The sequence below is a fragment of the Brevibacillus sp. HB1.2 genome, from assembly GCF_013332495.1.
In the GTDB taxonomy this organism is placed as follows: domain Bacteria; phylum Bacillota; class Bacilli; order Brevibacillales; family Brevibacillaceae; genus Brevibacillus; species Brevibacillus porteri.
The window spans coordinates 240560-263877 of sequence record NZ_JABMIU010000005.1 but is presented as its reverse complement, the minus strand read 5'-3'; the positions used below and the strand labels follow the sequence as shown (position 1 = coordinate 263877).

The window sequence follows — 23318 nt, the reverse complement described above, 5'->3', positions numbered from 1 at the left end:
AGACGCGAGGTATGCTTGGCACTCTATGTTTCCCTGACTTTTTAAACTCTCCGCTTAATCGGAGACACTGATATCGCGAAGCAGAAGCGCGATCTGCTTCTCTGTGTACTCCTCAATGGTATAGTGCTTTTTCAATGCCCAGCGGCGGAATACCCACATTTCGCCCAGTACCATGATATTGTCCGCCATCAGCTTGACGTTCTTTTCGTCAATGTGCAGCGAACCATCGGCAATCCCTTTTTCCAGGATTTCGACGAAAATATGCGAAATGGCTTCTTCACGCCCCAACACGTAGCGGAGTGTTTCTTTTGGCAATGATTTGGCTTCCTGATAAATAAGCAAAACGCGGTCGCTCATCTGATCCATCACGCGGATCAGGCTCTTTAGTGCTATCTTTAATGTTTTCAAACCAGTTCCGTTGAAGTTGATCGCTTCACGCAAGCGCGTCTCCATCTCCGCATGAATGGCATCACAAACAAGATAGAGCACGTCTTCTTTTGACTCAATATACTCGTACAACGTACCAATACTAAATCCAGACGCTCGGGCAATCTCCCTTGTCGTCGTTTTATGAAAACCTTTATTAATGAAGAGATGAACGGCAGCCTCAATAATCTGCTCTCTTCTTCTCTCGATCAGTTTTGGGTCCTTTACTAGGGACGGTATCGCTTTTCTCTTGTCAGACACTCCAAAATCCACCTTTCCAACCGACTGAGCGTTTGGTCAGACGCCTCATAGAAAAGAAGGCGCAAACACTCTACTTTTGTATCATTCGCAGATCATTATACGCGAGTAAGAGCACAAAGCCAAACTTTTCTTTTCTATGTGTGTCATCGTGTTGGAAGACTGGACAGTTTCCTACTCTTTTAGCAGGAAATTACTGATCACGACACGTTGGATTTCATTGGTTCCTTCATAGATTTGTGTAATTTTGGCATCGCGCATGAAACGCTCCACAGGATACTCCCGCGTGTAGCCGTAACCCCCGAAAACTTGAACAGCCTCGATTGTTACTTCCATTGCTGTATCTCCTGCAAAAACTTTGGACATCGCAGATGCTTTGCCATATGGAAGACCTTGATCCTCCAACCACGCTGCTTGGTAAGTGAGCAAACGGGATGCCTCGATCTTGGTAGCCATGTCTGCCAGCTTGAACTGGATTGCCTGCAAGGAAGCGATTGGTTTGCCGAACTGATTGCGTTCTTTAGCATAGTTCCGCGCATGCTCGTAGGCACCTTGTGCAATGCCCAATGCTTGAGCGGCGATACCGTTTCTTCCACCGTCCAACGTCATCATCGCGATTTTGAAGCCTTGGCCTTCTTCGCCCAGCCTATTTTCTACTGGCACGCGCACATCTTCAAAATTGACTGCAAGTGTTGGCGAGGAACGGATACCCAGCTTCTTCTCCTTTTTCCCCATTGTGAAGCCGTCCATGCCTTTTTCTACGATGAAAGCCGTGATGCCTTTATGGTTCAACTCTGGTTGGGTGACCGCGAATACGATGTAGATTTCTGCTTCGCCCGCATTGGTAATGAAAATTTTGGTGCCATTTAAAATGTAATGATCACCATCGCGTACGGCTGTCGTCCGCATTCCCGCAGAGTCAGAGCCAGATCCCGCCTCGGTCAAACAGTACGCGCCCATCTTTTTGCCTTCTGCTAATGGACGCAAAAACTTTTGTTTTTGCTCCTCTGTCCCGAATTTGTAAATCGGCCAGCTCGCCAAGGAAACATGTGCGGACAGTGTCACACCGATGGAGGCATCCACACGGGAGAGTTCTTCCACTGCAATGACGTAGCTCAGGTAATCTGCACCTGCTCCGCCGTATTGTTCCGACCAAGGAATGCCTGTCAGTCCAAGCTCAGCCATTTGCTCAAATATGGAACGATCAAAACACTCTTCTTCGTCGCGCTCGGCTGCTGTCGGAGCTACTTGATTCTCTGCAAAGTCGCGAATCATTTTGCGCATCATTTCATGTTCTTCCGTCAGTTGGAAATTCATATGGATCACTCCCCCATGTCTTTTTCATCTGTCTATTTAATCAGCAAGCAAATGCTTGGCGATAACGATTCGTTGAATTTCGTTGGTGCCCTCATAGATTTGCGTTACTTTCGCATCCCGGAATAGACGTTCAACCGGATATTCTCGAGTGTAGCCATATCCACCAAAGATTTGTACGGCTTCTGTGGCGAGCTCCATCGCGGAGTCTGTGGCAAAACACTTTGCCATCGAGGCTTCCATCCCACAAGAAATACCTTGGCTGCGCAGCCACGCCGCTCGGTATACCAGCAACCGGGCAACTTCTGCTTTCGTCGCCATGTCAGCCAGCTTGAAGGCAATGGCTTGCTGCTTGGCAATCGGTTGTCCGAACTGCTTACGTTCCCGCGCGTACTCTGTCGCATACTCTACTGCCGCCTCAGCAATCCCGAGTGCCTGTGCCGCAATCCCGATTCGACCGGAATCCAGATTCGCCATCGCGATACAGAAGCCTTCCCCTTCCTGCCCCAGCAGGTTGGCAGCCGGTACACGCGCATTGTCGAATACGAGCTCTGTCGTATAGGAACCGTGCAGTCCCATCTTCTTTTCTTTTTTCCCAACCGTGAAGCCTGGTGTATCCTTGTCTACAATGAAGGCCGATATTCCCTTGGTTCCTTTTGTAGAGTCGGTTACGGCAAATGCGATATACGTATCTGCCTCCCCACCGTTTGTGATGAACACCTTGTTTCCGTTCAAGATGTACTCATCGCCCTTTTTCACAGCTGTGGTTCGAATACTGCTCGCATCAGAACCTGCATGCGGCTCGGTCAAGGCAAAAGCCCCGAGGTATTCCCCACTCGCAAGCTTGGTCACGTATTTGCGTTTTTGCTCCTCGGTACCGAAGTAGAGAATCGGGTTCGTCCCGACGGAGGTATGCACGGACAAAATGACGCCTACTGTCGCACTCACTTTGGAAATCTCGTGAATGGCCAAAATGTAGGAAATAAAATCCGCCCCTGCTCCTCCCCACTCTTCGGCGATCGGAATGCCCATGAGCCCCATCTCGCCCATCTTTTTCAGGATCTGACGCGGGAACTGGTCCGTCTCTTCCATCACAGGGATGAAAGGTGCGATCTCTTTCTGGGCAAAGTCTCGCACCATGCGGCGCATCATCTCTTGCTCTTCATTCAATCGAAAATCCATGTCCGTCCTACCTTTCTGCAAAGTTCCTCTCTAGCAAAAGTTCAAAAAGTCGTCATTTCAGCACCGAGAAAGTGGCGAGAACCTGAAGAAGGAGGAGCGGAATGTAGAGAACTACATGAGCACCGGACTTCAAAGGTGAACGCCACTTTCGACGTCGCATACGCTTTCAGTACTACTTCGTGATCAAAAGACGAATTTTTGAACTACCTTGCCTAGTTGTACACGTAGAAACCACGACCGGATTTTTTGCCTAGCCATCCTGCTTTGACGTACTTGCGCAGCAACGGGCATGGGCGGTATTTCGAATCACCGAACCCTTCGTGCAGTACCTCCATAATGTAGAGGCAAGTGTCCAGCCCGATGAAATCAGCCAACTGAAGCGGCCCCATCGGATGGTTCATACCCAGCTTCATGACTTCATCGATCGCTTCCGGTGTTGCAACTCCCTCGTACACACAATAAATCGCTTCATTCAGCATTGGCATCAGTACCCGATTGGACACAAACCCAGGGAAATCGTTTACGCTCACGGGCACCTTGCTCATTTGTTTGGACAAATCTTCTGTCAGCTGATAAACCTCATCGGATGTTTGCAGGCCGCGGATGATCTCAACCAGCTTCATCACGGGAACAGGGTTCATGAAGTGCATGCCGATTACTTTTTCCGGGCGCTTCGTCACTGCCGCGATCTCGGTAATCGGCAACGAGGATGTATTGCTCGCGAGCACCGTATGCGGCGGACATACCTCGTCCAGCTTGGAAAAAATTTGCGTTTTGACCGACATATTTTCCGTCACTGCTTCTACTACAAAATCTGCATCTGATGCATCAGCCAGATCGGTAGACAGCGTCAATCGTCCGAGAATGGCTTCCTTTTCCGCTTCGCTGAGCTTGCCTTTTTCCACGTTGCGCGACAAGTTTTTCGTAATCGTAGCAAGACCGCGTTCCACAAACGCCTGCTGAACGTCGTTCAAATAAACACGAAAGCCAGCCTGCGCTGCTACCTGGGCAATCCCACTGCCCATCTGTCCTGCCCCGATGACCATAATCGTTTGTACGTTCATGCAAAAAGGCCTCCCTTACTCTACTTTAATCAAGATGGCGTCACCCTGTGCGGCACCACTGCAAATTGCCGCGATCCCTAAGCCGCCGCCTCGTCTTTTTAATTCATAGGCGAGGTGCATAATAATCCGAGCACCACTCGCGCCAATCGGGTGTCCAAACGCGATCGCTCCGCCGTTCACATTCACTTTCTCCGCGTCCCAGCCGACGATTTTACCACTGGTCAAAATCACCGCAGCAAACGCTTCGTTCACCTCGAACAAATCGATGTCAGAAAGAGCTACTCCCGTCTTCTCCAGAAGCTTGTTAATGGCAAGCCCCGGAGTTGTCGCGATATAAGGTGCATCTGCGCCGACCTCGGCGTGACCAAGAATCGTCGCAAGCGGCTTGATACCCAGTTGCTGCGCTTTTGCATCCGACATCAACACCATCGCTGCCGCTCCGTCGTTGATTCCTGGAGCATTGCCTGCCGTGATTGTCCCGTCCTTTTTGTACACGGGAGGCAGCTTCGCTAATCCTTCCTCAGTGGTATCTGGACGCGGTCCTTCATCCACGATTACTTGCAGCGGCTCCCCTTTTCTTTGCGGAATGGAAACTGATACTAGCTCTTCGGCAAAAAGTCCTTTTTCCATCGCTTGAGCAGCTCTCTGCTGACTGCGCAGTGCCCACGCATCCTGCTCTTCTCGCGTAATCCCGTTCTCTTCCGCCACATTGCTACCGTGGACAGCCATCGCCACTTGATGAAACGGGCAAGTGAGGCCGTCATACATCATGAGGTCGCGAACAGTCGCATCTCCCATCCTCATCCCGTTGCGTGCATCCGGCAGTGCGTACGGTGCGTTGCTCATGCTCTCCATGCCGCCAGCGACTATGATTTCTCCATCTCCTGCGCGAATGATCTGGTCCCCCAACGTCACTGCACGCATCCCTGACGCACATACCTTGTTAATCGTCTCGCTCGCTACATTCCATGGCAAACCAGCCTTACGAGCCGCCTGGCGTGAGGGCACCTGACCCGCACCTGCCTGCAAGACCATGCCCATGATCACTTCGTCCACCTGATCGCCGGAAATGCCAGCGCGCTCTACCGCTTCCTTGATTACAATGGAACCGAGCTCAACTGCCGATAACGCTTTCAAAGATCCGCCAAATTTACCAAACGGGGTACGCGCTGCCCCAACAATGACCGTTTTCATCGAATGACCTCCATTCGGATGATTTTCACATCAACAAAAACTAAATTGATCGAGCGTTCGTTCATTTTGCATACTTTTATTTTGCCGTCTTCCGTACGAATAGTCAATCAATAATGAAAAAAAGAGCAGCCTGACTTTTGGGAGAGTCAGGCTGTTCTTGCTATTGTCGTGCCATCCAGCTTAGTTTCCAGAAGCCTTGCTTGTTTTTCTGCATTTTATAGGCAATCTTATCACTATTGTCCTTGAAGGCCACCCATACAACCGCTTCCTTGTCAGACGTTTGCTCAAGCGTTATGTCACTTGCCAATTCTCGCATCTTTTTCAACTGCTTCCAGCTATTTCTTGCTGCCACTGGATCTTTCTTCATATCTTCCAAGTATTGCTCCGGTGTCGGCTTCTCTGATCCATCGTCCTCGATATGCAAAGCGTACTGCATTTCGAGCTGACCCTCTTGCTGTGCTTGCACATACAGCTTCAATACATCAATTGGAGATAAACCACGCAAAAGCTCATCTTTTTTCTCATACATGTAATTGTAATAACGATCCTGTTCCTCTGGCTTTAAATCAAATACGGACGTAGCTACTGGGGTTTGTGTGCCATCCTGTGGGACATCTACGACATCCTCATTAACGGTACCGTTGCTGTTCAGTTTAAAAAGATAGACCTCTTTGCCTTGGACATAGCTTATGGTATACCAATAAAGCTTTTTATCCTTCCATCCAACAAACATCTCCAAGCCCACGTCTCTTTTTAGCAGAGCCTCCGTCTCGATCATTGTCCAATCTTTCCGCTGATATCCTTCTTTTGCGAGAATCGAATAGCCCCAGTACTCCTCTGTGCCATCGTCCCCGCTTCCGCCATAATTGTCTACAACTGTGTAAGGGAACGAAATCTTAGCTTTGATTTGGTCTTGTGTCATCCCAACACGCAAGACATCGATGATCTCATCTACCGTTCCCATAATCACCTGATCATCAGAAGCTGGGTGAGCCTTTGGATCGGGCTTTTGATGGGTACCTGGCTCAGCAGACGTTCCGTTCGGCGTATGTGTACTCGTGCTTTCCTTTTGCAGTAAATAAGGGGCAAACCCAATGACAAGCACAACCGCAACAAGTGCTGCGCTTACAGGGTAGATGAAACGAAACCTTTTCTTGCCTTTCTTCTCGATATTCATGCGAATCCGCTCCTCCAAGCCAGTCGTATTGTCCATTCCGCGCAACAGTGTCCGGTCAGCCGTTTCCTTGAATTCCTCCAGCAATTTATCCAGGTTCATTCGATCCCCTCCTTTTCCAGGAGCGCTTTAAGTTTCTGGCGTGCACGGTGCATTTTTGTATAAATCGCTCCTGCGGACGTGTCCATAATCACCGCAATCTCCTCGACGGACAGCTCTTCGTAGTAGTGAAGAACAATCAACTGACGATAGCTATGCGGCAGCTTCATGACAAGATGAGCAAAACGGGCGCGAAGGTCATTTTGCAAAACGGTCGACTCTGCTCCCTCGACTACCTCTATGTCCACTTCCGGTTTGAAAAACAGGTGACGGAACGACCACGAGCGTAGGTGTTTTTTCGCTTCGTTGACGGCGATTCGGTACACCCATGTTTGCATCGAGCTCTCTTGGCGGAATTTCCCCAAATTTTTGTAAGCTAACAGGAACACTTCCTGTGTGATATCCTCTGCAAGGCTGCGGTCCTTGACCATCAAATACACGAGTCGCAACACCTTTTTCAGATAGTGCCGGATCAATTCATCGAATAATGCCTCTTTTGTTTTGGTTAAGCCTTTCTCTGCAAGCTCCAGCTTCCTCACTCCCTTCCCACTCCATTAGATTCAGCTGGCTCCTCTATCTTACAGTTTTTTTGCAAAAAATAATGCGCAAGCCTCGTCGCTTGATCAGCACGAGACTTGCGCATGGTATGAACCTAGATGGCGTCTGCGAGAATTTCCGCGACGTCGCGTGTTTTGACGTGATCTTCCTGCTCTTTGGTCTTGATTCCATCGTTCATCATCGTCAGGCAGTATGGGCATGCACTGGCGATTTCCGTCGGCTTGACCTCCAGAGCTTGCTCCGTACGTGTAACGTTCACACGAGAGCCCTCATGTTCCTCCATCCACATCAAGCCGCCGCCCGCTCCACAGCACATACTGTCGCAGCCGCTGCGCTTCATCTCGACCACCTCTACGCCAGGAATGGCTTCGAGAATTACACGTGGCTTGTCGTAAATTTCGTTGTAGCGGCCCAGGTAGCAGGAATCGTGGTAGGTGATGCGTTCCTTGACTTCCTTGGTTGGCTTCAATTTGCCTTCCTTCACCCACTCCGCCAACAGCTCGGAGTGGTGGTACACCTCTGCATTCAATCCAAACTCCGGATATTCGTTCTTAAACGTATTGAACGCATGCGGGTCGCAGGTGACGATTTTTTTCACTTCATACGCTTCAAACAAGGCAATATTTTCTTGGGCGAGCTGCTGGAACAAGAACTCGTTACCAATGCGGCGGGCCGTATCGCCAGAGTTCTTTTCCTCGTTGCCCAAAATGGCGAACTTCACACCCGCTTCGTGCATGAGCTTCACAAATGCCTGCGAGATTTTTTGGCTACGCAAGTCAAATGATCCCATCGAGCCTACCCAGAACAAGTACTCGAATTCTTCGACCTGCTTCACAGTTGGCACCTCGTATTCACCGTTCAGACCTTCAATCCATTTCGTCCGGTCTTTGCGGTTAATTCCCCACGGGTTGCCCTGACGCTCGATATTGTTCAAGGCGCGCTGCGCTTCTGCTGGCATGCTGCCTTCTGTCATGACCAAGTAGCGGCGCATATCGATGATTTTATCTACGTGCTCGTTCATCACCGGGCATTGGTCTTCACAGTTACGACAGGTCGTACAAGCCCACAGCTCCTGCTCGGTAATGACATCGCCGATCAAGCTTTTCTCATAGACTGCAGTTGCTCCTTCCGCTGTCGCCGCTACTTCAGATGCTTGGATTGCAATCTGGTTGGCAGTCGTCTGCGAAAAGGCGAAGTTAGGCATCCATGGTGTACGCGATGTCACCGACGCACCTTTTTCGGTCAAATGGTCGCGCATTTTCGTAATCAAATCCATTGGGGAGAGCATTTTTCCCGTTCCAGAGGCCGGGCACATATTCGTGCAGCGACCACACTCCACACAAGCGTACAGGTCGATGAGCTGCGTTTGCGTAAAATCCTCGATTTTGCCGACACCAAATTCTTCCTGCGTCTCGTCCTCGAAGTTGATGCTGGTCAGCTTACCTGGCGGGTCCAGCTTCTTGAACCACACATTGACAGGAGCAAACAGCAAATGCGCGTGCTTGGACTGCGGCACATACACCGCGAAACCGAGCAGGATGATCAGATGCAGCCACCAGAAAACGTAAAAGCCTACCACTGCACCTGTTGTCCCTACTCCAATCGCAGAGAGTACGATCGCGAAAACAGATGAGATCGGAGCGAACGCCGATGGCTCATGTCCGAGCCAAATTTGTTCAAAAGCGAGCGAGAACAGCACAGTCGCCATCAGGGAGGAAATCAGCAAGAGGACGATCCCCGATTTGAAGCCGCGCTTCAGACGCTTGAGCTTTTCGATATAGCGGCGGTAAAAAGCGTAACCGACCGCAGCCAAAATGAGAAATGTGGTGATCTCCTGCATGACAGAGAAGTATTTGTGGGCGCTACCAAAAGGAAGCTCGTAGCCTTTCGAAAGCCCTTTGATAACCAGCTCGATGGCTCCGAATTGCAGGGTGATAAAGCCGTAAAACATCACAACGTGCATCACGCCGCTCTTTTTGTCCTTCAACAGCTTCTTGTGGAAAATGACGTTGTCCAGCATCAGATTGATGCGTGCCCCAAAGTCATTTTTCACATCCGGCTTTTTCCCCAGCTTGATAAACAAGTATCTGCTGTACACGACATGCCCGGCTAAATACAGCCCGTAAGCGAGAACCAGGAAAAAGGCGATCAAATTAATGAGTGCCAGCATGTTTTCTACTCCCCTCTATTGCGAGTTTGTCTTTGGACGTGGAAATCGTTTTTTCTATCTTATCAGAATCATGGAAATAAATGAATGAGTATTCAGTCAGTCCGTTTATTTTTTTCGAAAAATGCAACGATACTGAGCGACCGCTCATAATGAGTACAACTCGATCTTATCACACAAGTTGCGAATCATCCATCCTCTTCGAAGAGTTGGAAATATTCTTACGAAAAAAAAAAACAGCTACCTTCATACAGGTAGCTGTTGATCATGTTTATTTTCCTGAGGCTTCCTTCGTCTCGGCAGTAGGTTGGTCTTTCTTGGCCTTTTGCTCTGACCGTACATCTGCGAGTGATTTGACCTTGGTTGCTTTGATGCGCTTGTTACGCGGCAGATCAGTCGGCTCCAGATTGTCTACCTCGTCTTGCATGAGTGCTGCGATACCAACCGCTTTGCCTTTTGCAGCCATGCAGTATTCGCAGTTTTCCTCGTCGTGCTCGTGGTATTGCTTCGGCTCTGGATAGGACGTGATAACGCCTTCAAAATTGCGCAGCACAACTTTATCGGATGCTTGTGAGATGATGTAGTTCGGGCTGACAGGAATTTTGCCTCCGCCGTGTGGAGCGTCTACTACAAAAGTCGGAACTGCATAGCCGGAAGTATGGCCGCGCAGGTGCTCCATGATTTCGATCCCTTTGCTGACAGGTGCGCGGAAGTGTCCGATTCCCTCTGACAGGTCGCATTGATAGATGTAATACGGGCGAACGCGGATTTTGACCAGGTCCTGCACCAGCTTTTTCATCGTATTCGCACAATCGTTGATACCAGCCAAAATAACTGCTTGGTTGCCGAGCGGAACACCAGCGTTGGCGAGCATTTCGCAAGCTAGCTTCGCTTCCGGTGTAATTTCTTTCGGATGGTTAAAGTGTGTATTTAGCCAAACTGGATGGTATTTTTTCAGGATATTGCACAGGTTTTCGGTAATGCGCTGCGGGAATACAACGGGTGCACGCGTACCGATCCGAATAATTTCAACATGTGGGATGTCGCGCAGGCTGCTGATGATGTATTCCAATACACGGTCATTGATCAACAAACCGTCTCCACCGGAGAGCAGTACATCGCGGACTTCTGGTCTTGAGCGGATGTAATCGATACAGGCATCCAGCTGTTTCTTTGGTACGCCCATGCCGATCTGACCGGAAAAGCGACGGCGCGTACAGTAACGGCAATACATGGAGCATTGGTTCGTCACCAAGAAAAGCACGCGATCTGGATAACGATGCGTCAGACCAGGCACAGGAGAATCGGTATCCTCGTGGAGTGGGTCTTCCATGTCGTATTTGGTACGAACCATCTCAGAGGACAAAGGTACAGACTGCATGCGAACCGGATCGCTTGGATCGTCTGGATCCATCAGATGAGCATAGTACGGTGTGATATTGAGTGGAATGGTTTGCGTAGAAATACGTACGCCCTCTTCCTCTTCCGGTGTCAGGTTGATTACCTGCTTCAAATCATCGACCGTCTTGATGGTGTGCGTAAGCTGCCACATCCAGTCATTCCATTGCTCGTCCGTGACATCCTTCCAAAGTTCTATCGAACGCCAATCGCGTTTTGTCGCTACTGTCATGTGCATCCCGTCTCCCCTCGTCTTATGGTGAACCTCTTCGTTTCACTCAACCAACAAGAGATGCAAGTGCCATGCCAACAAATCAAAAGATTTAGAAAATAAGGAATAGAGCGTTTCGTGAGCGCTTCTTATCCATTTGATCCTTCGCGAGTCTGCCGAATTTTCGGCAATCAACAGGGAGGGATCACCCGCTGCGAGAGCTTGTATTGCAGTGTCTGTCTGGGGATGCCCAAGAGTTTGGCAGCACGAAGTACATTGCCGTCCGTTTGCTGCATCGCATCTTTGATCACCTTTTCCTCTACCTCACGCAAAATCTCGGGCAGCGTACAGCCTTCCTTTGATAAAAGTTGTGCCGAAATAGGTGCTTCATTTTTCTCAGACGGCGAGCGTTCCAGCAAATGAGCCGGAAGATGGTCCAACAAAATGATGTCCGACTCCACCATATTCATGGCTGCTTCTATGACATGTTCCAGTTCACGTACGTTTCCCGGCCAATCATACGCAGCAAACAAACTAGCCACTTCACCGCTGATTCCACGAACATTCATACCGAAGATCCGGTTGAACTTTTGCAAGAAATGATCGATCAGCATATCCACATCTTCTCTGCGCTCGCGCAATGGCGGCAGTTCAAAAGAGACGACGTTGATCCGGTAATACAGGTCGGTTCGCATGATTCCTCTCTCCACGAGTGACTGTGGTGCTTCGTTGACTGCGGCGATTACTCGTACATCCACTTTGGTCGACTGGCTCCCACCGATCCGTCTAATCTGACCGTCCTGGAGGACTCGCAGCAGCTTTGCTTGCAAATCGAGCGGCATGCTGTTCAGTTCATCCAGAAATAGAGTACCACCGTCCGCCAGCTCGAATAACCCTGGCCGATCATCGGCTCCTGTGAAGCTTCCTTTTGTCGTGCCAAACAGCAAGCTTTCGAGCAGCGCGGCCGGCAGTGCGGCACAGTTTTGCGCGATGAATGGCTTACTGCTGCGGACAGACGCGTGGTGAATAGATTGGACAAACAGTTCTTTTCCCGTCCCGGTTTCGCCGTATATCAACACGGGAGAAGTTGTCCGTGCAGCTTTTCGAGCGCGTTCTTTGAGACGTTTCATTTTTTCACTCATCGTCAAAATGTCTTCGAAATGGAAAGTCGTTTCATCCACCGAGCGTTTTGTCCGTTTCGGCTTGCTAATCTGGGCCTGAAGATCAACCAAGCGCTCCGACAGTTCTTTTAGCTTGCCGATATCCTTCGCCACCTCGACTGCCCCGACTAACCGTTTGCCTACTCTCACTGGAAGTGTCGTGTTGATTGTCTCCACGCGCATTCCCTTCCAGTTCTTATATGTCTGTGTCTGGTTGTAAATTGATTCGCCACTATCGATGACACGAAGCAGGGTACTCGACTGCCGATCAAGCGAAGGAAAAACCTCCAACAATGGCTTCCCCAACACCTCTTCTGAGGTCAGCCCATCTAGCTTGGCTGCGACGTGATTGTAGAAAATCGTAATGCCATTAGCGTCCACAACGTGAATTCCTTCATCGATAGCGCCCAAGATCGCCTGCAACATTTCTACCGTATCTGACAACGGCATCCTGGCTTTCACTCCTTCCTTCCATCCATGCTGCCAAAAAATCATCACTTCGCCGAATATTCGGCACTTTTACAAGGTTATCGATTACGCCCTACCTGAATGGCAAGCATTGCGGTATACAATAAATGTCCCAATACCCAGATGAAAAACGCTGTCAAACTCATCGCGGATTGACTCAACAGGCTAAATGGGAAAAACGCGACAGAAAAACCGAGCATCCAGTACAGCAAGTATCGTACCGATCGGGCTTTTCGTTCCCGCGGGTAAAAGTGCATGAGAAAAAAGGCGACGATCACACTAATCAGCAGATGAATCAATAGTTCTACAATAGAGGGCAGGTTTTCCATACCCGGCACATAGCTGACATCAATTAAAACGGGAAAGGTATTGGTATCAAACAAACCATCTCCGAGCGCCAAAAAAGCAGCAAGACCCAGACCGGCTATTAGTCCATTTGTGAGTACAAACATGCTGTATCCCCCTTTCACTTCAGCCGCAAGTAATCCTATTGTACGTGCAAAAAACCGCCCTTGCAAAGGGCGGCTTATTTTCCTAGCTCTATTTTCAGCTCATGCTCACCAGCATACTGCTCATTCATCCATAGCTGGTACGCAATTTCTACCTGTACAGGAACCTCTGCTTCGTAGCGGATTCGCAGTTTGTTCGTATGCGTCTCCATTGCAAACGGACCATAGGGACTTTGATAGGTAGAATGGGTGCTGGCTCCTTTTTCGAATTGCTGTCTGGTTGAAACTCCGCCCTGACGAACCAGCGTAATGGACGTATCTGTTAGCTTCAGTGTCGTGCTTACCTCGCCTACGCCTTCCATCTGCTCTTTGTAGGTCAAGTACCACGCGGTTGCTTTTTGTACGCGCTTGCCTTCATAACTGTGGGTCGTTTCTTCCCAGTTGCCTTCGACATGATGTCGTGCCGTCAATTTCACTTGTATGTCTTGCATGCTGCTTCCACACTCCACTTTCTTTCGCTTCCCATTTATCCCTACATTCTACCCTTCATCGCTCTGGTGTGGCAACCGCCGCCTCCGCTTTGGCATCAGCCAGCAGGTATTTCATGGTAGCAGCAATCCCGATCGCCGCAAGCAACAGCAGACCTGCCAACACCAAGTACCCGACTCCTGCCCCCGTGTAATCGATCATAGCCGTAAACAAACCAATAAGGACCAAACGCATCATCATTCCGATTGAGTTGAAAAAGCTCATCACCCGCCCCATCTGATGCTTCGGCACAACTGTCATATAGAGCGATTGCCGAATCAAGCGCACGGAAGCGTTACTCCACCCGTAAAACGTGTACGCCGCAATTAACGCCCAGCCATACGGCAAAGCAACCATGACAACAATGGCAATCGCGAACAACAACGTATTGACGATCATGGCTGCCAGCTGCCCCATCTTGCGAACGACGATCGCAACGAGTAAACCTGCCGCCACGGCCCCCAGTGCATACGTGACTTCACCTAGCGAATAAACCGAGACACCCTCCTGCAGCGTTTGGCTTATGTAAACAGGCTTCAATAAGTTCGTCGCCATAACAGCAATGAAGGGCATGAGTGCCGATATGCCAAACAGCAGGAATCCTTTCTTTTGCCGAATGTACCGCCAGCTTTCCATCAGCTGCCCCGTCCAAGCGACACCCTGGCTTTGCTTCGCTTCTTTTTCCAGCGTGAAGGTATACGTCATGGTAGACAGCAAGGTAAAGGCGAACAAGTAGGTAATCGCATTGAAAATAATCACCACATGCAGCCCGTAGGAGCTAAGCAAAATCCCTGCAAACGCGCCAGCAAGAACAGATGCAGTCTGTCCTTCGATCTCGAGCAGACTGTTGATGCTGTTGTAATGCTTGGGCTCAAACGTCTCCTGAACCAGTGCGGACTGCGTCGGGTAATGAATTTGGTACATAAAAGTCGTCGTCAAATAGATAACAATCAGCATCCACTCGGTGTACTCTCCGAAAAAGCCCCAGATCGCAAGCATGCCAAGCACACCAAATCCGATCAAGTTTTCTACCAGCAGCATTTTTTTGCGGGAATAACGATCGATGAGCGTCCCGATATACGGCCCGATGAAAAACATCAGTACCGCAGAAGTAAACATGGTGGAGCCCAAAAGTTGAGCAGAGCCTGTCGTTTCCACGAGGTACCAAGCAATCCCGATCATCGTCATGCCTTGCCCAAAGCCGGAGAACAGATTGGAAAAGAACAGCTTTCGAAATGGTGCGTAGGCAAATACTTCTCTCATGCAGACAACTCCTTTGTAAGAAAACCTCCGTCGACTATTAAATCATCTCACTATTATGATTGTACTGACGATTTTATACTTTGTAAACTAAAATGTTTATTAATTGAATTGAACGTCTACCACCAATAAGAAAAGCCCCCGGTTCTTTTACAAAAACCGGGGGCTTAATTACGCGGATATCTTATTTCACAAAGCTCAAGAGCAGCTCGCGAACGATTTTGGATGCCGCGATTTGCGTCATTTCACTGTGGTCATACACAGGAGCAACCTCCACCAGGTCGCAACCGATGACATTCGCACCGTTGTTTGCCATGAAGTGAATGGTATCGAGCAACTCACGAGAAGTGATGCCGCCTGCTTCTGTTGTGCCTGTTCCCGGAGCGTGCGCAGGGTCCAATACATCGATGTCAATCGACAGGTAGATTGGACGGTTGCCGATAGTAGGCAGCACTTGCTTCACTGGCTCCAGTACATCGTATTTGTACAGATGCATGTTTTCTTTTGCCCACTCGAACTCATCTTTCATACCGCTACGGATACCGAAAGAGTAAACATTTTTGCCGCCGATCAGGTTGCATACCTTTTTGATCGGGGTGGAGTGGGAGTATTCGTATCCCTCGTAGTTGTCGCGCAGGTCTGTATGCGCGTCAAAGTGGAATACGACCATATCCTTGTACTTTTCATAAACCGCTTGGAATACTGGCCAGGAAACCAAGTGTTCTCCGCCCAGACCCAATGGGAACTTGCCATCTGCCAATACTTTTGCCACGAATGTACGGATCGCATCCAGGCTACCTTCCACGTTTCCGAAAGGAAGGGGAATATCGCCAGCATCAAAGTATTTGATGTCTTCCAACAGCCTGTCCAAGTACGGGCTGTACTCTTCCAGACCGATAGAAACCTCACGAATACGGGCAGGACCAAAACGAGAGCCTGGACGGAAGCTCACTGTCCAGTCCATCGGCATACCGTAAATAACGGCTTGGCTTTCCTCGTAATTCCCGTGACTACGGATAAAAACATTTCCAGAGTATGCTTCGTCAAAACGCATAGGTGTTGTTCTCCCCCGATTAGTCGCGGGTCAGCTCAGCCACAAAGTTAGGCAGTTTGAAAGCAGCGTGGTGAACTTCCGCATTGTAGTATTTGGTGCCCAAATCTTTGATTTTCGCTGGATCTACTTCCAACGGATCGTGTTGCTTGGATGCGATGGTGAAGCTCCACAGTCCGGATGGATAAGTAGGGATGCTGCAAGTGTAGAGACGAGTAACCGGGAAGATCGATTTCAGGTCTTTGAACACGCGCTTGATCAGTTCACGGTTGAACCAAGGAGATTCCGTTTGAGCAACCATGATGCCGTCTGGTTTCAAAGCATCGTGAATGCCTTGGTAGAAACCTTTTTCGAACAGACCTACAGCTGGACCAACTGGCTCTGTAGAGTCAACCATGATCACATCGTACTCACCTTTGTGGTCATGAATATGTTTAATACCATCGATGACTTGTACATCTACACGCGGATTGCCTGTCAATGCACTCGCAATCTCAGGGAAATATTTTTTGCAAGACTCAATGACGCCACCGTCGATTTCAGCCAGAACTGCTTTTTCTACAGACGCGTGCTTTACGATTTCACGAATAGCACCGCCATCGCCGCCGCCTACAACCAGAACCTTTTTCGGGTTTGGATGCGTATTCAACGCGATATGAGAAATCATTTCATGGTAGACAAACTCATCGACATCGGTAGTCATAACCATGCCGTCGAGCACTAACATGCGACCAAACTGCTTCGTATTAATTACGTCGATTTGTTGAAACTCGGATTTCTCACTGTATAGGGTTTCTGTAATTTTCGTTGTTATCCCGTGATTTTCCGTCTGTTTTTCGGTGTACCACAATTCCATGTTCATGGCTATGTAACCTCCTTCAATTAACCGCATGAAAATACATATAACAAGAAAATTATAGTAGCTGTCTTCCAAATTGCAAGATATTTTTCTAGCAAGGAAAGTTTAACCAGCTTGCAAGCGACACATACTACTAGTAACGTAGTATGTCCTATTTTATTGATTCAACCGCAGAAAGGAGGAGAGGCACACATGGAAGTCATTCGCGAAGCCCCATTGCTGCGCTATTTGCGTTGGGCTAAGAGATTTGTAAAATTTACCATTCTCAGCCTATTATGTTTTTCTTTTGCCATCTTGCTACTCATTTTGTACTTACGCTCTCAACCACTCCCGGAAACGTTTGTGAAGCAAACCACGACGATCTACGCTTCCAATGGAGAGGTTTTGGATACGATGCACCGTGGCGAGAACCGGATTTCTGTGCCACTTGCAGAGATTTCACCCGCATTGCTTGATGCGACTATTGCGATCGAGGACCGTTCGTTCCGCGAACATTTCGGTTTTGATTGGAAACGATTAGCCATGGCCGCTTATGTCGATGTCATTAACATGGACAAGCGCCAGGGTGCCAGCACCATCACTCAACAATTGGCAAGAAATCTGTACCTCAGCTTGGACAAGACATGGGAACGAAAAATCAAAGAAGCTTTGCTTTCAATTCAGCTTGAGCTGAATTACAGCAAGGATGAAATATTAGAAATGTACGTGAATCAGATTTATTATGGTCACTCAGCTTATGGGGTACAAGCTGCTGCCCAAACCTATTTCGGCAAGAACGCCAAAGATTTGACAGTTGCAGAGAGCGCCATGCTGGCTGGCATCCCAAAAGGTCCTACTTATTATTCACCATTTGTCGATTTAGAACGCGCCAAAGCCAGACAAAAGCTCATTTTGAATGCCATGGAGCGTGACAATCTACTGACATCGAAGGAAGTAGAGCAAGCCTACGCGGAACCAATCAAGCTGAAACAGCGAACAAACGAAAATGTAACCGAGCCAGCTCCTTATTTCCGTGATTACATCGCCAATTTGGTAAAAAACAAATATGGCATCGACGAAGAAAAATTTATTCATGGAGGCCTAAAAATCCATACGACCCTTGATCCAGTCGTACAAAAAAAGGCCGAGGATATTGTCGCCTCTGTCTTACCGAAGAACAATCCGAATTTGCAAGTAGCCCTCGTCGCCATGGACCCAACTACCGGCTATATTAAAGCGATGGTAGGTGGACGTGACTACAAGGTGAGTCAGTTCAATCGCGTGCTTGGCAAGCGGCAGCCCGGTTCCTCCTTCAAGCCAATCATGTATTTGTCAGCCTTGCAAAACGGCTATACACCGCTCACTTTGATGAAAAGCGAACCGACCGTTTTTACCTACGATAACAATAAACAGTACATTCCCGGCAATTTTGGTGGAAAATATGCAAACGCACTGATCAACATGCGTGATGCAATCAAAACTTCCGACAACATTTATGCCGTCAAGACCATTGATTTTCTCGGGCCACAAAAAGTGGTGGATCAGGCAATGCAATTAGGTATCACCAGCTCGATGCAAGCAGTTCCCTCTCTGGCACTGGGAACTTCACCCATCTCCCCCTTGGAGTTAAACGCAGCTTATGCAGCAATTGTCAACAAGGGACAAGCAGTGAAGCCCATTGCTATCACCTCCATCGAGGACAGCGAGGGCAACATTTTGGTCGAAGAAAAACCGGAGAAAACACAGGTAGCCGATCCTGTCGCGTCTGCTCTCTTAGTGAATATGATGCAAAGTGTATTTGAACAAGGCGGTACGGGATATCGCGTAGCTGGCGAAATGAACCGACCGGTAGCAGGGAAAACAGGATCTACGGATTATGACGCTTGGCTGAGTGGGTTCACTCCGCAGCTAGTCTCTACCGTATGGGTAGGTTACGACAAAAATCAAAAGGTCGATGATGTAAAGGAAGGCTATCTGTCCAAAAAAATTTGGGCCCAGTTCATGGAAAGTGCGCTTAAAGGTCAACCCCCTGCACTCTTTGACATGCCAGCTGGTGTGGTTTCTGTCTATATTGATCCCGCTTCTGGAAAACTGGCGACCGAACATTGTCCGAATCCACAGCTCTTTTATTTTGCCAGCGGAACAGAGCCTCAAGATTACTGCACGGATCACATCCCGACAAATGAGACACCGACACCTTTAAAGCCGCCAGATTCTGCGACCTTCTGGCAGCGCATGGGCAGTTGGTGGAAACCGAATAACTAAAGAAAAAAGGACGTTTCTCTTCATCGAGTACGTCCTTTTTAATATACCTATTAACCTTGCGTGCTCTGATTGTCCCCGCCGCCCACGACTCCATCTCCATCTGCAAAAACATGGTCGTTGACGATTGTAATCAGACCGGCATTATCAAGCTGCTCCAATACTTCAAACAAGCTTTCCCTTTTTCCAGCAGGGAGCTTACTCACAAAGTTGTTTATCTCGGTCGGAGTCACGTGTGTGTGGAAATGGACGCCACCGTGCTTCACAAAATGATCATGCGATTGTTCATTACCACGGAGATCTTCTCCCAATGGGTACCGCCCCTTCCGTCAAACAGTTTGGTTCAATCCCCATTAGTGTTCCGCGATATCCCAAAAACTATGATCAATAAAAGAAATTATATACACAAACAGGGAAAGAGTGACGGCTCTCTCCCTGTTTGTTGACCTAGTGTACATGTTACACAGATATGGAAATAAGTTTACCTGACTTCAATTGTGTGAACAATTGATTTCACGATTTGTTCACAGACCGTTCACGATTTCCAACTTTAGGACAAATTTTGCTTTAATTCCTCGGTGGAGTTCTCAAACATGTCCGCGTTATTATCAATCAAAAGCTTTTTCAGAGCGGCTTTTTCCTTCTCGGATAGATCGGACAGCATAATACGTCTCTTCATGGAGTAATCCATGCGATTCACGTGATCTGCCAAAATTTTGTAGCCCCGACGCGCTTCCCTATCGATTTCCATATAGCACGCGGTTGCCCCTGCATAATAAGGACCAGCTTCATTGCGATCGACGGTTACCCAAACGAGCCAATAAGGCTTTCCATTTGGTACTTCTTCTTTATTCATCGTCCATTTGATGCCCTTTTCTACAGAACTTTTGGCATGCAAGGCACCCATGTCAATGTACGCTTCGTCCCCATCGATAATGACCGAAGACACAGCATTCAGGTCAAGTACACCTTGACCAAAACCTCCGTGTACATCGGTTTTTCCACTCATGATGGTAAAACCACCTTTTTTATTATCAAAAATATCCATTTGAACAACCTCCAGACAATCATTCTCCTTCCTTTTATTCTACTCGAAAAACGTGCGATGACGCAATTTGCCTATGTGCCCAGTTATTTATCCATGGGATTTTGGGTGTTTCGTTTTTTGTTTACGAGCTGGATGATTTTTTCGATGCCCGACATGATCAGGATCGTAACGACTGCTGTATGGACAGCCATAGCTACCTTCATGACTAACAGTTCACCTAGCATCGTGTCAGAGGGAACAATAAACAGGTAGTACACAAAGCTGATAAAAAGAACACTTAGAAAGATCAGCCAGCCTCGAAAGCCTAACGTGAAGCGAATGAATGCGGCGATGAGCAAACCGATCAAAGGCCCCGCAAACATCAATGAGAATACGAAAGGACCGAGTATGAACCAGACAATCCAATTATCATCCATTGTCTTACTCCCCTTGCTTTAGGTGACTACTCAATCATTGAAAGCCATTGATTCTTCTACCTCTGCCAGTCCACGCTCATCGAGCACGTAATGTCTACCTGTTTCTTTGTAACGCTCCGAATCATCTGACGAGAAACGTTTGATCAGAAAGCGCGCTGGCTCCTCTCCCTCTACAGCTACAGGCGGCTGGAATTCCAGGTCTTCACCATCTCGAACATGGATGACAACGATGCGATCGTGATATTCAATAGACAGGTCTTCCCGTACTTCTTTTTTATTGGCGTCGAGCGTAAAGGTCTGGCCGGATTTTTGTATCGTCACTTCAGGAAAGCTTTTGTTAGCTTGTGCAATGATGTAATACAGATAGTCAGCATTTTGATCCGGAGCATTGCGCAATCCTGATTGTAACTCCTCATCTCCCTGTAGCAATCGCGTTACTTGGTCGATGACTTCTGGTATGGTCGGGAGCTTGGCGTGTTCGCCTTTCACGTAGTAACGTTTTTTCATATCCTTCTGGGCGTAATTGGCACTCATATACGGAACGGTACCGTCTCCAACGCCAGGATCGAGAATCGGGGACCACTCGTTATAAAAAGAATCATAAAAGTAACCGAGCAGTGTTACTTGACCTGTACCGACAATGGAATACTGTGGAACATTGATCGTTTTGTTATCCCACTTTTCATGCATCTTGCCGCCATGTCTAACAAGCGGCGCATAGTCGAGGCGAATATTTTTGTCCTTTAAAAACTCGTCGTAGGTGTAGTACTGGATGTTACTCTTTTTCAGGAAGCCAACCGTTTCAAAGTATTTTTTGGAGGGTAACAGCTCGTAAACGGCAGGCGCATAAGAGGAAATCACTTTCCCTGTCTCCTCATCCAGCCATGGGATCGAAAAATTGTATCCATGCTTAAGAGCCTGATATGCCCGTGGAGAGCCTAGGAAGGGTGTGCCCATATACACGACACGATTCACTTTGCGCTGGTAGGACACATTGGATAGAAGTGTTTCTTTTACCAAGAGCCCACCCATGCTATGTGCCACCAAATGCACCTGATTTGCCCCGCTTGCTTTCAGTGCAGCATCAATTTTTTCTTTTAGAAGGTTGGCATTTTTGGTGCTGCTGTATCGCCAGTCGTACGGCAGTGCAAATAAGGTGCGATGCTTTTTGTATCCCGCTTTCTCCAGTTCCTTTACCATGCTGTAATACTGTTCGGTAAGTTCTTTTAAAAACGGCGCATAGGAAAGATATTCGATGGCATAAAAATCATCTTTTTCCGGGTGGATCGTCGCATCACGGACGACTGGCTGTACATCTACACTGTTTGGCTTGATCGGCTCCAATGAAAGCAGCCTGCGGTGTTTGGGATCATTAATACCAATGAGACTATCGCCAAGTGCCAACCATATTTCCGATCTCTTTCCATTCTGCTCCACTTCGAGTCGCGATCCACCTACTCCCGGGATTAAGATAACTGGGATCGTTCTGTCTCCAATATAAAGACTGTACGAGTTAGCGGTAAATCCCGAGCGTTTGCTGGCCATGACCTTGACTTTATAAGTTCCAGGATAGGCATTGAAAATCATATGTTCATCCGAATTCTTTGCTTTCTCAGATCTAGCAACAACTTTTCCAGCCTCGTCGAGCAGAAATACGTCCATATCCATTCCAGTAGGGATATCCTTGAGGGAGACCTCCACAGTAGAGGAGAGCTTAACGGATAAGCTGTAAAAATCCACATCTGTCTGTGAATGAAGATTCCCTACGATATTTCGGTTATACGCATCCAGCTCGTAGGCCTCTTCCATTGTGTCATTCGGCTCGTACCCATCCGCCTTGCCCCCTCCTTGATCCGCGAAAAAATCAACTCGCAAGCGGTAATAGTAATCTTTCGAAAAGGAGCCCTGCTTTCCAACGACCTTGATGTAGTACCATTTGTCTTTTTCCAGTGCCAGTCCCTCGATTAGCTCAGGCTCATTTCCATGTTGCTCTGAACGGGCAAGCTCCCGCTCCTCCTCATCATACACATACAAATCGTAGTCTTCGTTTGTCTGAATATCTGTGAGGGATATATTCATCTGTCCATTTGTTGTTCCTCTGATTTTCCAAAAATCCACATCATCTTTACTACTAATCTTTCCATGGCTGTCCTTTCCATCAAAGAGCCAATCCGATCTGCTGCCCAAGGTGTCATTCGGTTCTACCTCAAAGCGAGCTTCTCTACTGCGCAGTTCCACTTCTCCAGGCTTCTTCTCGCCTGAAAAATGCGCATAAAATTCCTCTGCCAGCCGCGAAAGCTCTTCATCGGTGGCATCCTGCTCTGGCGGAGCTTCGTTTGGGTCTTCGATCTCTAGTTCAACCAACTCTAACGGTTCTCCCTGATCGGCAGCCATTTCATTCCAAGGTGCCTTTTTGATTTTTATTTTATCTACGGTCGGCTCTATGTGTTCAGGCAACGACAGCTCCCAGCTACGTAACGGCTCTTCTGAATCATCTATGAACATCGTTATCTGGAGAGGGCTATCATCCAAAGGCATTACAGCGAGGGAAATCTGAGACTCCTCGTGAAAAGAACGGGTTTTGCTGTCGATGTCCTGATTGACAGACAGCTCGATTTTATCCGGAGTACCCGATAATTGTGCCTGAAAACGCACCTCTCCCTCGTCGATCCATGCCCACGCCTCCTCTACGAATATCTCCCGTTCATTTGCCCAGCCCTGTTCCACTGTATTTCCCAAGCATAAAGCGAATAGGAGAAGTGCACATAGCAAGCGCCGCGTGATTAATCCCAC

At 48.3% G+C, this 23318-nt stretch carries 20 protein-coding genes; 1 reads left to right on the top strand and 19 read right to left on the bottom strand.

Features of this window, described 5'->3' with window-relative positions; all coding sequences use genetic code 11:
- Positions 1–54 precede the first annotated feature (54 nt).
- From HPY28_RS15080 to speE, 15 genes are all read right to left on the bottom strand, one after another.
- A complete protein-coding gene (locus tag HPY28_RS15080) occupies positions 55–687 on the bottom strand; it encodes a TetR/AcrR family transcriptional regulator (RefSeq protein WP_017252398.1) in 633 nt (210 codons plus the stop codon).
- Positions 688–858: 171 nt separating this feature from the next.
- Positions 859–2001: an acyl-CoA dehydrogenase gene (locus HPY28_RS15075; protein ID WP_017252399.1), complete on the bottom strand. Its 1143-nt coding sequence runs from the start codon at positions 1999–2001 to the stop codon at positions 859–861.
- A 36-nt stretch (positions 2002–2037) separates the two neighbouring features.
- Positions 2038–3180: an acyl-CoA dehydrogenase gene (locus HPY28_RS15070; RefSeq protein WP_174230851.1), complete on the bottom strand. Its 1143-nt coding sequence runs from the start codon at positions 3178–3180 to the stop codon at positions 2038–2040.
- A 212-nt stretch (positions 3181–3392) separates the two neighbouring features.
- Complete coding sequence (locus HPY28_RS15065) at positions 3393–4244, bottom strand: 3-hydroxybutyryl-CoA dehydrogenase (RefSeq protein WP_017252401.1); 852 nt, start codon at positions 4242–4244, stop codon at positions 3393–3395.
- Between the two features lie 15 nt (positions 4245–4259).
- Positions 4260–5438, bottom strand: coding sequence for an acetyl-CoA C-acetyltransferase (locus HPY28_RS15060; protein ID WP_017252402.1), 1179 nt, complete (start codon positions 5436–5438; stop codon positions 4260–4262).
- A 160-nt stretch (positions 5439–5598) separates the two neighbouring features.
- Positions 5599–6714, bottom strand: a complete 1116-nt coding sequence (locus HPY28_RS15055) for a hypothetical protein (protein WP_174230850.1) — start codon at positions 6712–6714, stop codon at positions 5599–5601.
- Positions 6711–7250, bottom strand: coding sequence for a sigma-70 family RNA polymerase sigma factor (locus HPY28_RS15050; protein ID WP_173623315.1), 540 nt, complete (start codon positions 7248–7250; stop codon positions 6711–6713). Before HPY28_RS15050 ends, HPY28_RS15055 begins: the two co-directional genes overlap by 4 nt.
- 113 nt (positions 7251–7363) lie before the next feature.
- A complete protein-coding gene (locus tag HPY28_RS15045) occupies positions 7364–9439 on the bottom strand; it encodes a heterodisulfide reductase-related iron-sulfur binding cluster (protein WP_174230849.1) in 2076 nt (691 codons plus the stop codon).
- Positions 9440–9707: 268 nt separating this feature from the next.
- Positions 9708–11072 (bottom strand): lysine 2,3-aminomutase, encoded by a 1365-nt coding sequence (gene kamA / locus HPY28_RS15040; protein WP_173623313.1) that lies wholly within the window; start codon positions 11070–11072, stop codon positions 9708–9710.
- A gap of 164 nt (positions 11073–11236) precedes the next feature.
- Entirely contained in the window at positions 11237–12655 is a 1419-nt protein-coding gene (locus HPY28_RS15035; RefSeq protein WP_174225231.1) for a sigma-54 interaction domain-containing protein, read from the bottom strand.
- A gap of 77 nt (positions 12656–12732) precedes the next feature.
- A complete protein-coding gene (locus HPY28_RS15030; RefSeq protein WP_017252408.1) occupies positions 12733–13125 on the bottom strand; it encodes a membrane protein in 393 nt (130 codons plus the stop codon).
- A gap of 74 nt (positions 13126–13199) precedes the next feature.
- Positions 13200–13613, bottom strand: a complete 414-nt coding sequence (locus tag HPY28_RS15025) for a YwiB family protein (protein ID WP_106654809.1) — start codon at positions 13611–13613, stop codon at positions 13200–13202.
- 55 nt (positions 13614–13668) lie between these two features.
- Entirely contained in the window at positions 13669–14913 is a 1245-nt protein-coding gene (locus HPY28_RS15020) for an MFS transporter (RefSeq protein WP_173623310.1), read from the bottom strand.
- Positions 14914–15094: 181 nt separating this feature from the next.
- Positions 15095–15964: an agmatinase gene (gene speB, locus HPY28_RS15015; protein ID WP_017252411.1), complete on the bottom strand. Its 870-nt coding sequence runs from the start codon at positions 15962–15964 to the stop codon at positions 15095–15097.
- A 19-nt stretch (positions 15965–15983) separates the two neighbouring features.
- Complete coding sequence (gene speE, locus HPY28_RS15010; protein WP_026043396.1) at positions 15984–16817, bottom strand: polyamine aminopropyltransferase; 834 nt, start codon at positions 16815–16817, stop codon at positions 15984–15986.
- A 195-nt stretch (positions 16818–17012) separates the two neighbouring features.
- On the opposite strand from speE, the gene HPY28_RS15005 reads away from it, so the two are divergent.
- Positions 17013–19064, top strand: a complete 2052-nt coding sequence (locus HPY28_RS15005) for a transglycosylase domain-containing protein (RefSeq protein WP_174230848.1) — start codon at positions 17013–17015, stop codon at positions 19062–19064.
- A 50-nt stretch (positions 19065–19114) separates the two neighbouring features.
- On the opposite strand, the gene HPY28_RS15000 is transcribed toward HPY28_RS15005, so the two are convergent.
- The 4 genes from HPY28_RS15000 to HPY28_RS14985 form a co-directional block, all read right to left on the bottom strand.
- Complete coding sequence (locus tag HPY28_RS15000) at positions 19115–19372, bottom strand: hypothetical protein (protein WP_017252414.1); 258 nt, start codon at positions 19370–19372, stop codon at positions 19115–19117.
- 239 nt (positions 19373–19611) lie between these two features.
- The gene (locus HPY28_RS14995; protein WP_069851084.1) at positions 19612–20109 is read right to left on the bottom strand and encodes a YwhD family protein; all 498 of its coding nucleotides are present in this window, start codon (positions 20107–20109) and stop codon (positions 19612–19614) included.
- Between the two features lie 83 nt (positions 20110–20192).
- Positions 20193–20525: a hypothetical protein gene (locus HPY28_RS14990; protein ID WP_174230847.1), complete on the bottom strand. Its 333-nt coding sequence runs from the start codon at positions 20523–20525 to the stop codon at positions 20193–20195.
- 30 nt (positions 20526–20555) lie between these two features.
- Complete coding sequence (locus tag HPY28_RS14985) at positions 20556–23318, bottom strand: lipase/acyltransferase domain-containing protein (protein WP_174230846.1); 2763 nt, start codon at positions 23316–23318, stop codon at positions 20556–20558.

What these genes read in the sequence shown, in the direction of transcription:
- HPY28_RS14990 (WP_174230847.1), bottom strand. Translation starts at nt 20,525, where the DNA reads ATGGATGATAATTGGATTGTCTGGTTCATACTCGGTCCTTTCGTATTC.
- HPY28_RS15045 (WP_174230849.1), bottom strand. Translation starts at nt 9,439, where the DNA reads ATGCTGGCACTCATTAATTTGATCGCCTTTTTCCTGGTTCTCGCTTAC.
- HPY28_RS15025 (WP_106654809.1), bottom strand. Translation starts at nt 13,613, where the DNA reads ATGCAAGACATACAAGTGAAATTGACGGCACGACATCATGTCGAAGGC.
- HPY28_RS15060 (WP_017252402.1), bottom strand. Translation starts at nt 5,438, where the DNA reads ATGAAAACGGTCATTGTTGGGGCAGCGCGTACCCCGTTTGGTAAATTT.
- speB (WP_017252411.1), bottom strand. Translation starts at nt 15,964, where the DNA reads ATGCGTTTTGACGAAGCATACTCTGGAAATGTTTTTATCCGTAGTCAC.
- kamA (WP_173623313.1), bottom strand. Translation starts at nt 11,072, where the DNA reads ATGCACATGACAGTAGCGACAAAACGCGATTGGCGTTCGATAGAACTT.
- HPY28_RS15075 (WP_017252399.1), bottom strand. Translation starts at nt 2,001, where the DNA reads ATGAATTTCCAACTGACGGAAGAACATGAAATGATGCGCAAAATGATT.
- HPY28_RS15065 (WP_017252401.1), bottom strand. Translation starts at nt 4,244, where the DNA reads ATGAACGTACAAACGATTATGGTCATCGGGGCAGGACAGATGGGCAGT.
- HPY28_RS14995 (WP_069851084.1), bottom strand. Translation starts at nt 20,109, where the DNA reads ATGGATATTTTTGATAATAAAAAAGGTGGTTTTACCATCATGAGTGGA.
- HPY28_RS15035 (WP_174225231.1), bottom strand. Translation starts at nt 12,655, where the DNA reads ATGCCGTTGTCAGATACGGTAGAAATGTTGCAGGCGATCTTGGGCGCT.
- HPY28_RS15055 (WP_174230850.1), bottom strand. Translation starts at nt 6,714, where the DNA reads ATGAACCTGGATAAATTGCTGGAGGAATTCAAGGAAACGGCTGACCGG.
- HPY28_RS15070 (WP_174230851.1), bottom strand. Translation starts at nt 3,180, where the DNA reads ATGGATTTTCGATTGAATGAAGAGCAAGAGATGATGCGCCGCATGGTG.
- speE (WP_026043396.1), bottom strand. Translation starts at nt 16,817, where the DNA reads ATGGAATTGTGGTACACCGAAAAACAGACGGAAAATCACGGGATAACA.
- HPY28_RS15020 (WP_173623310.1), bottom strand. Translation starts at nt 14,913, where the DNA reads ATGAGAGAAGTATTTGCCTACGCACCATTTCGAAAGCTGTTCTTTTCC.
- HPY28_RS15005 (WP_174230848.1), top strand. Translation starts at nt 17,013, where the DNA reads ATGGAAGTCATTCGCGAAGCCCCATTGCTGCGCTATTTGCGTTGGGCT.
- HPY28_RS15030 (WP_017252408.1), bottom strand. Translation starts at nt 13,125, where the DNA reads ATGTTTGTACTCACAAATGGACTAATAGCCGGTCTGGGTCTTGCTGCT.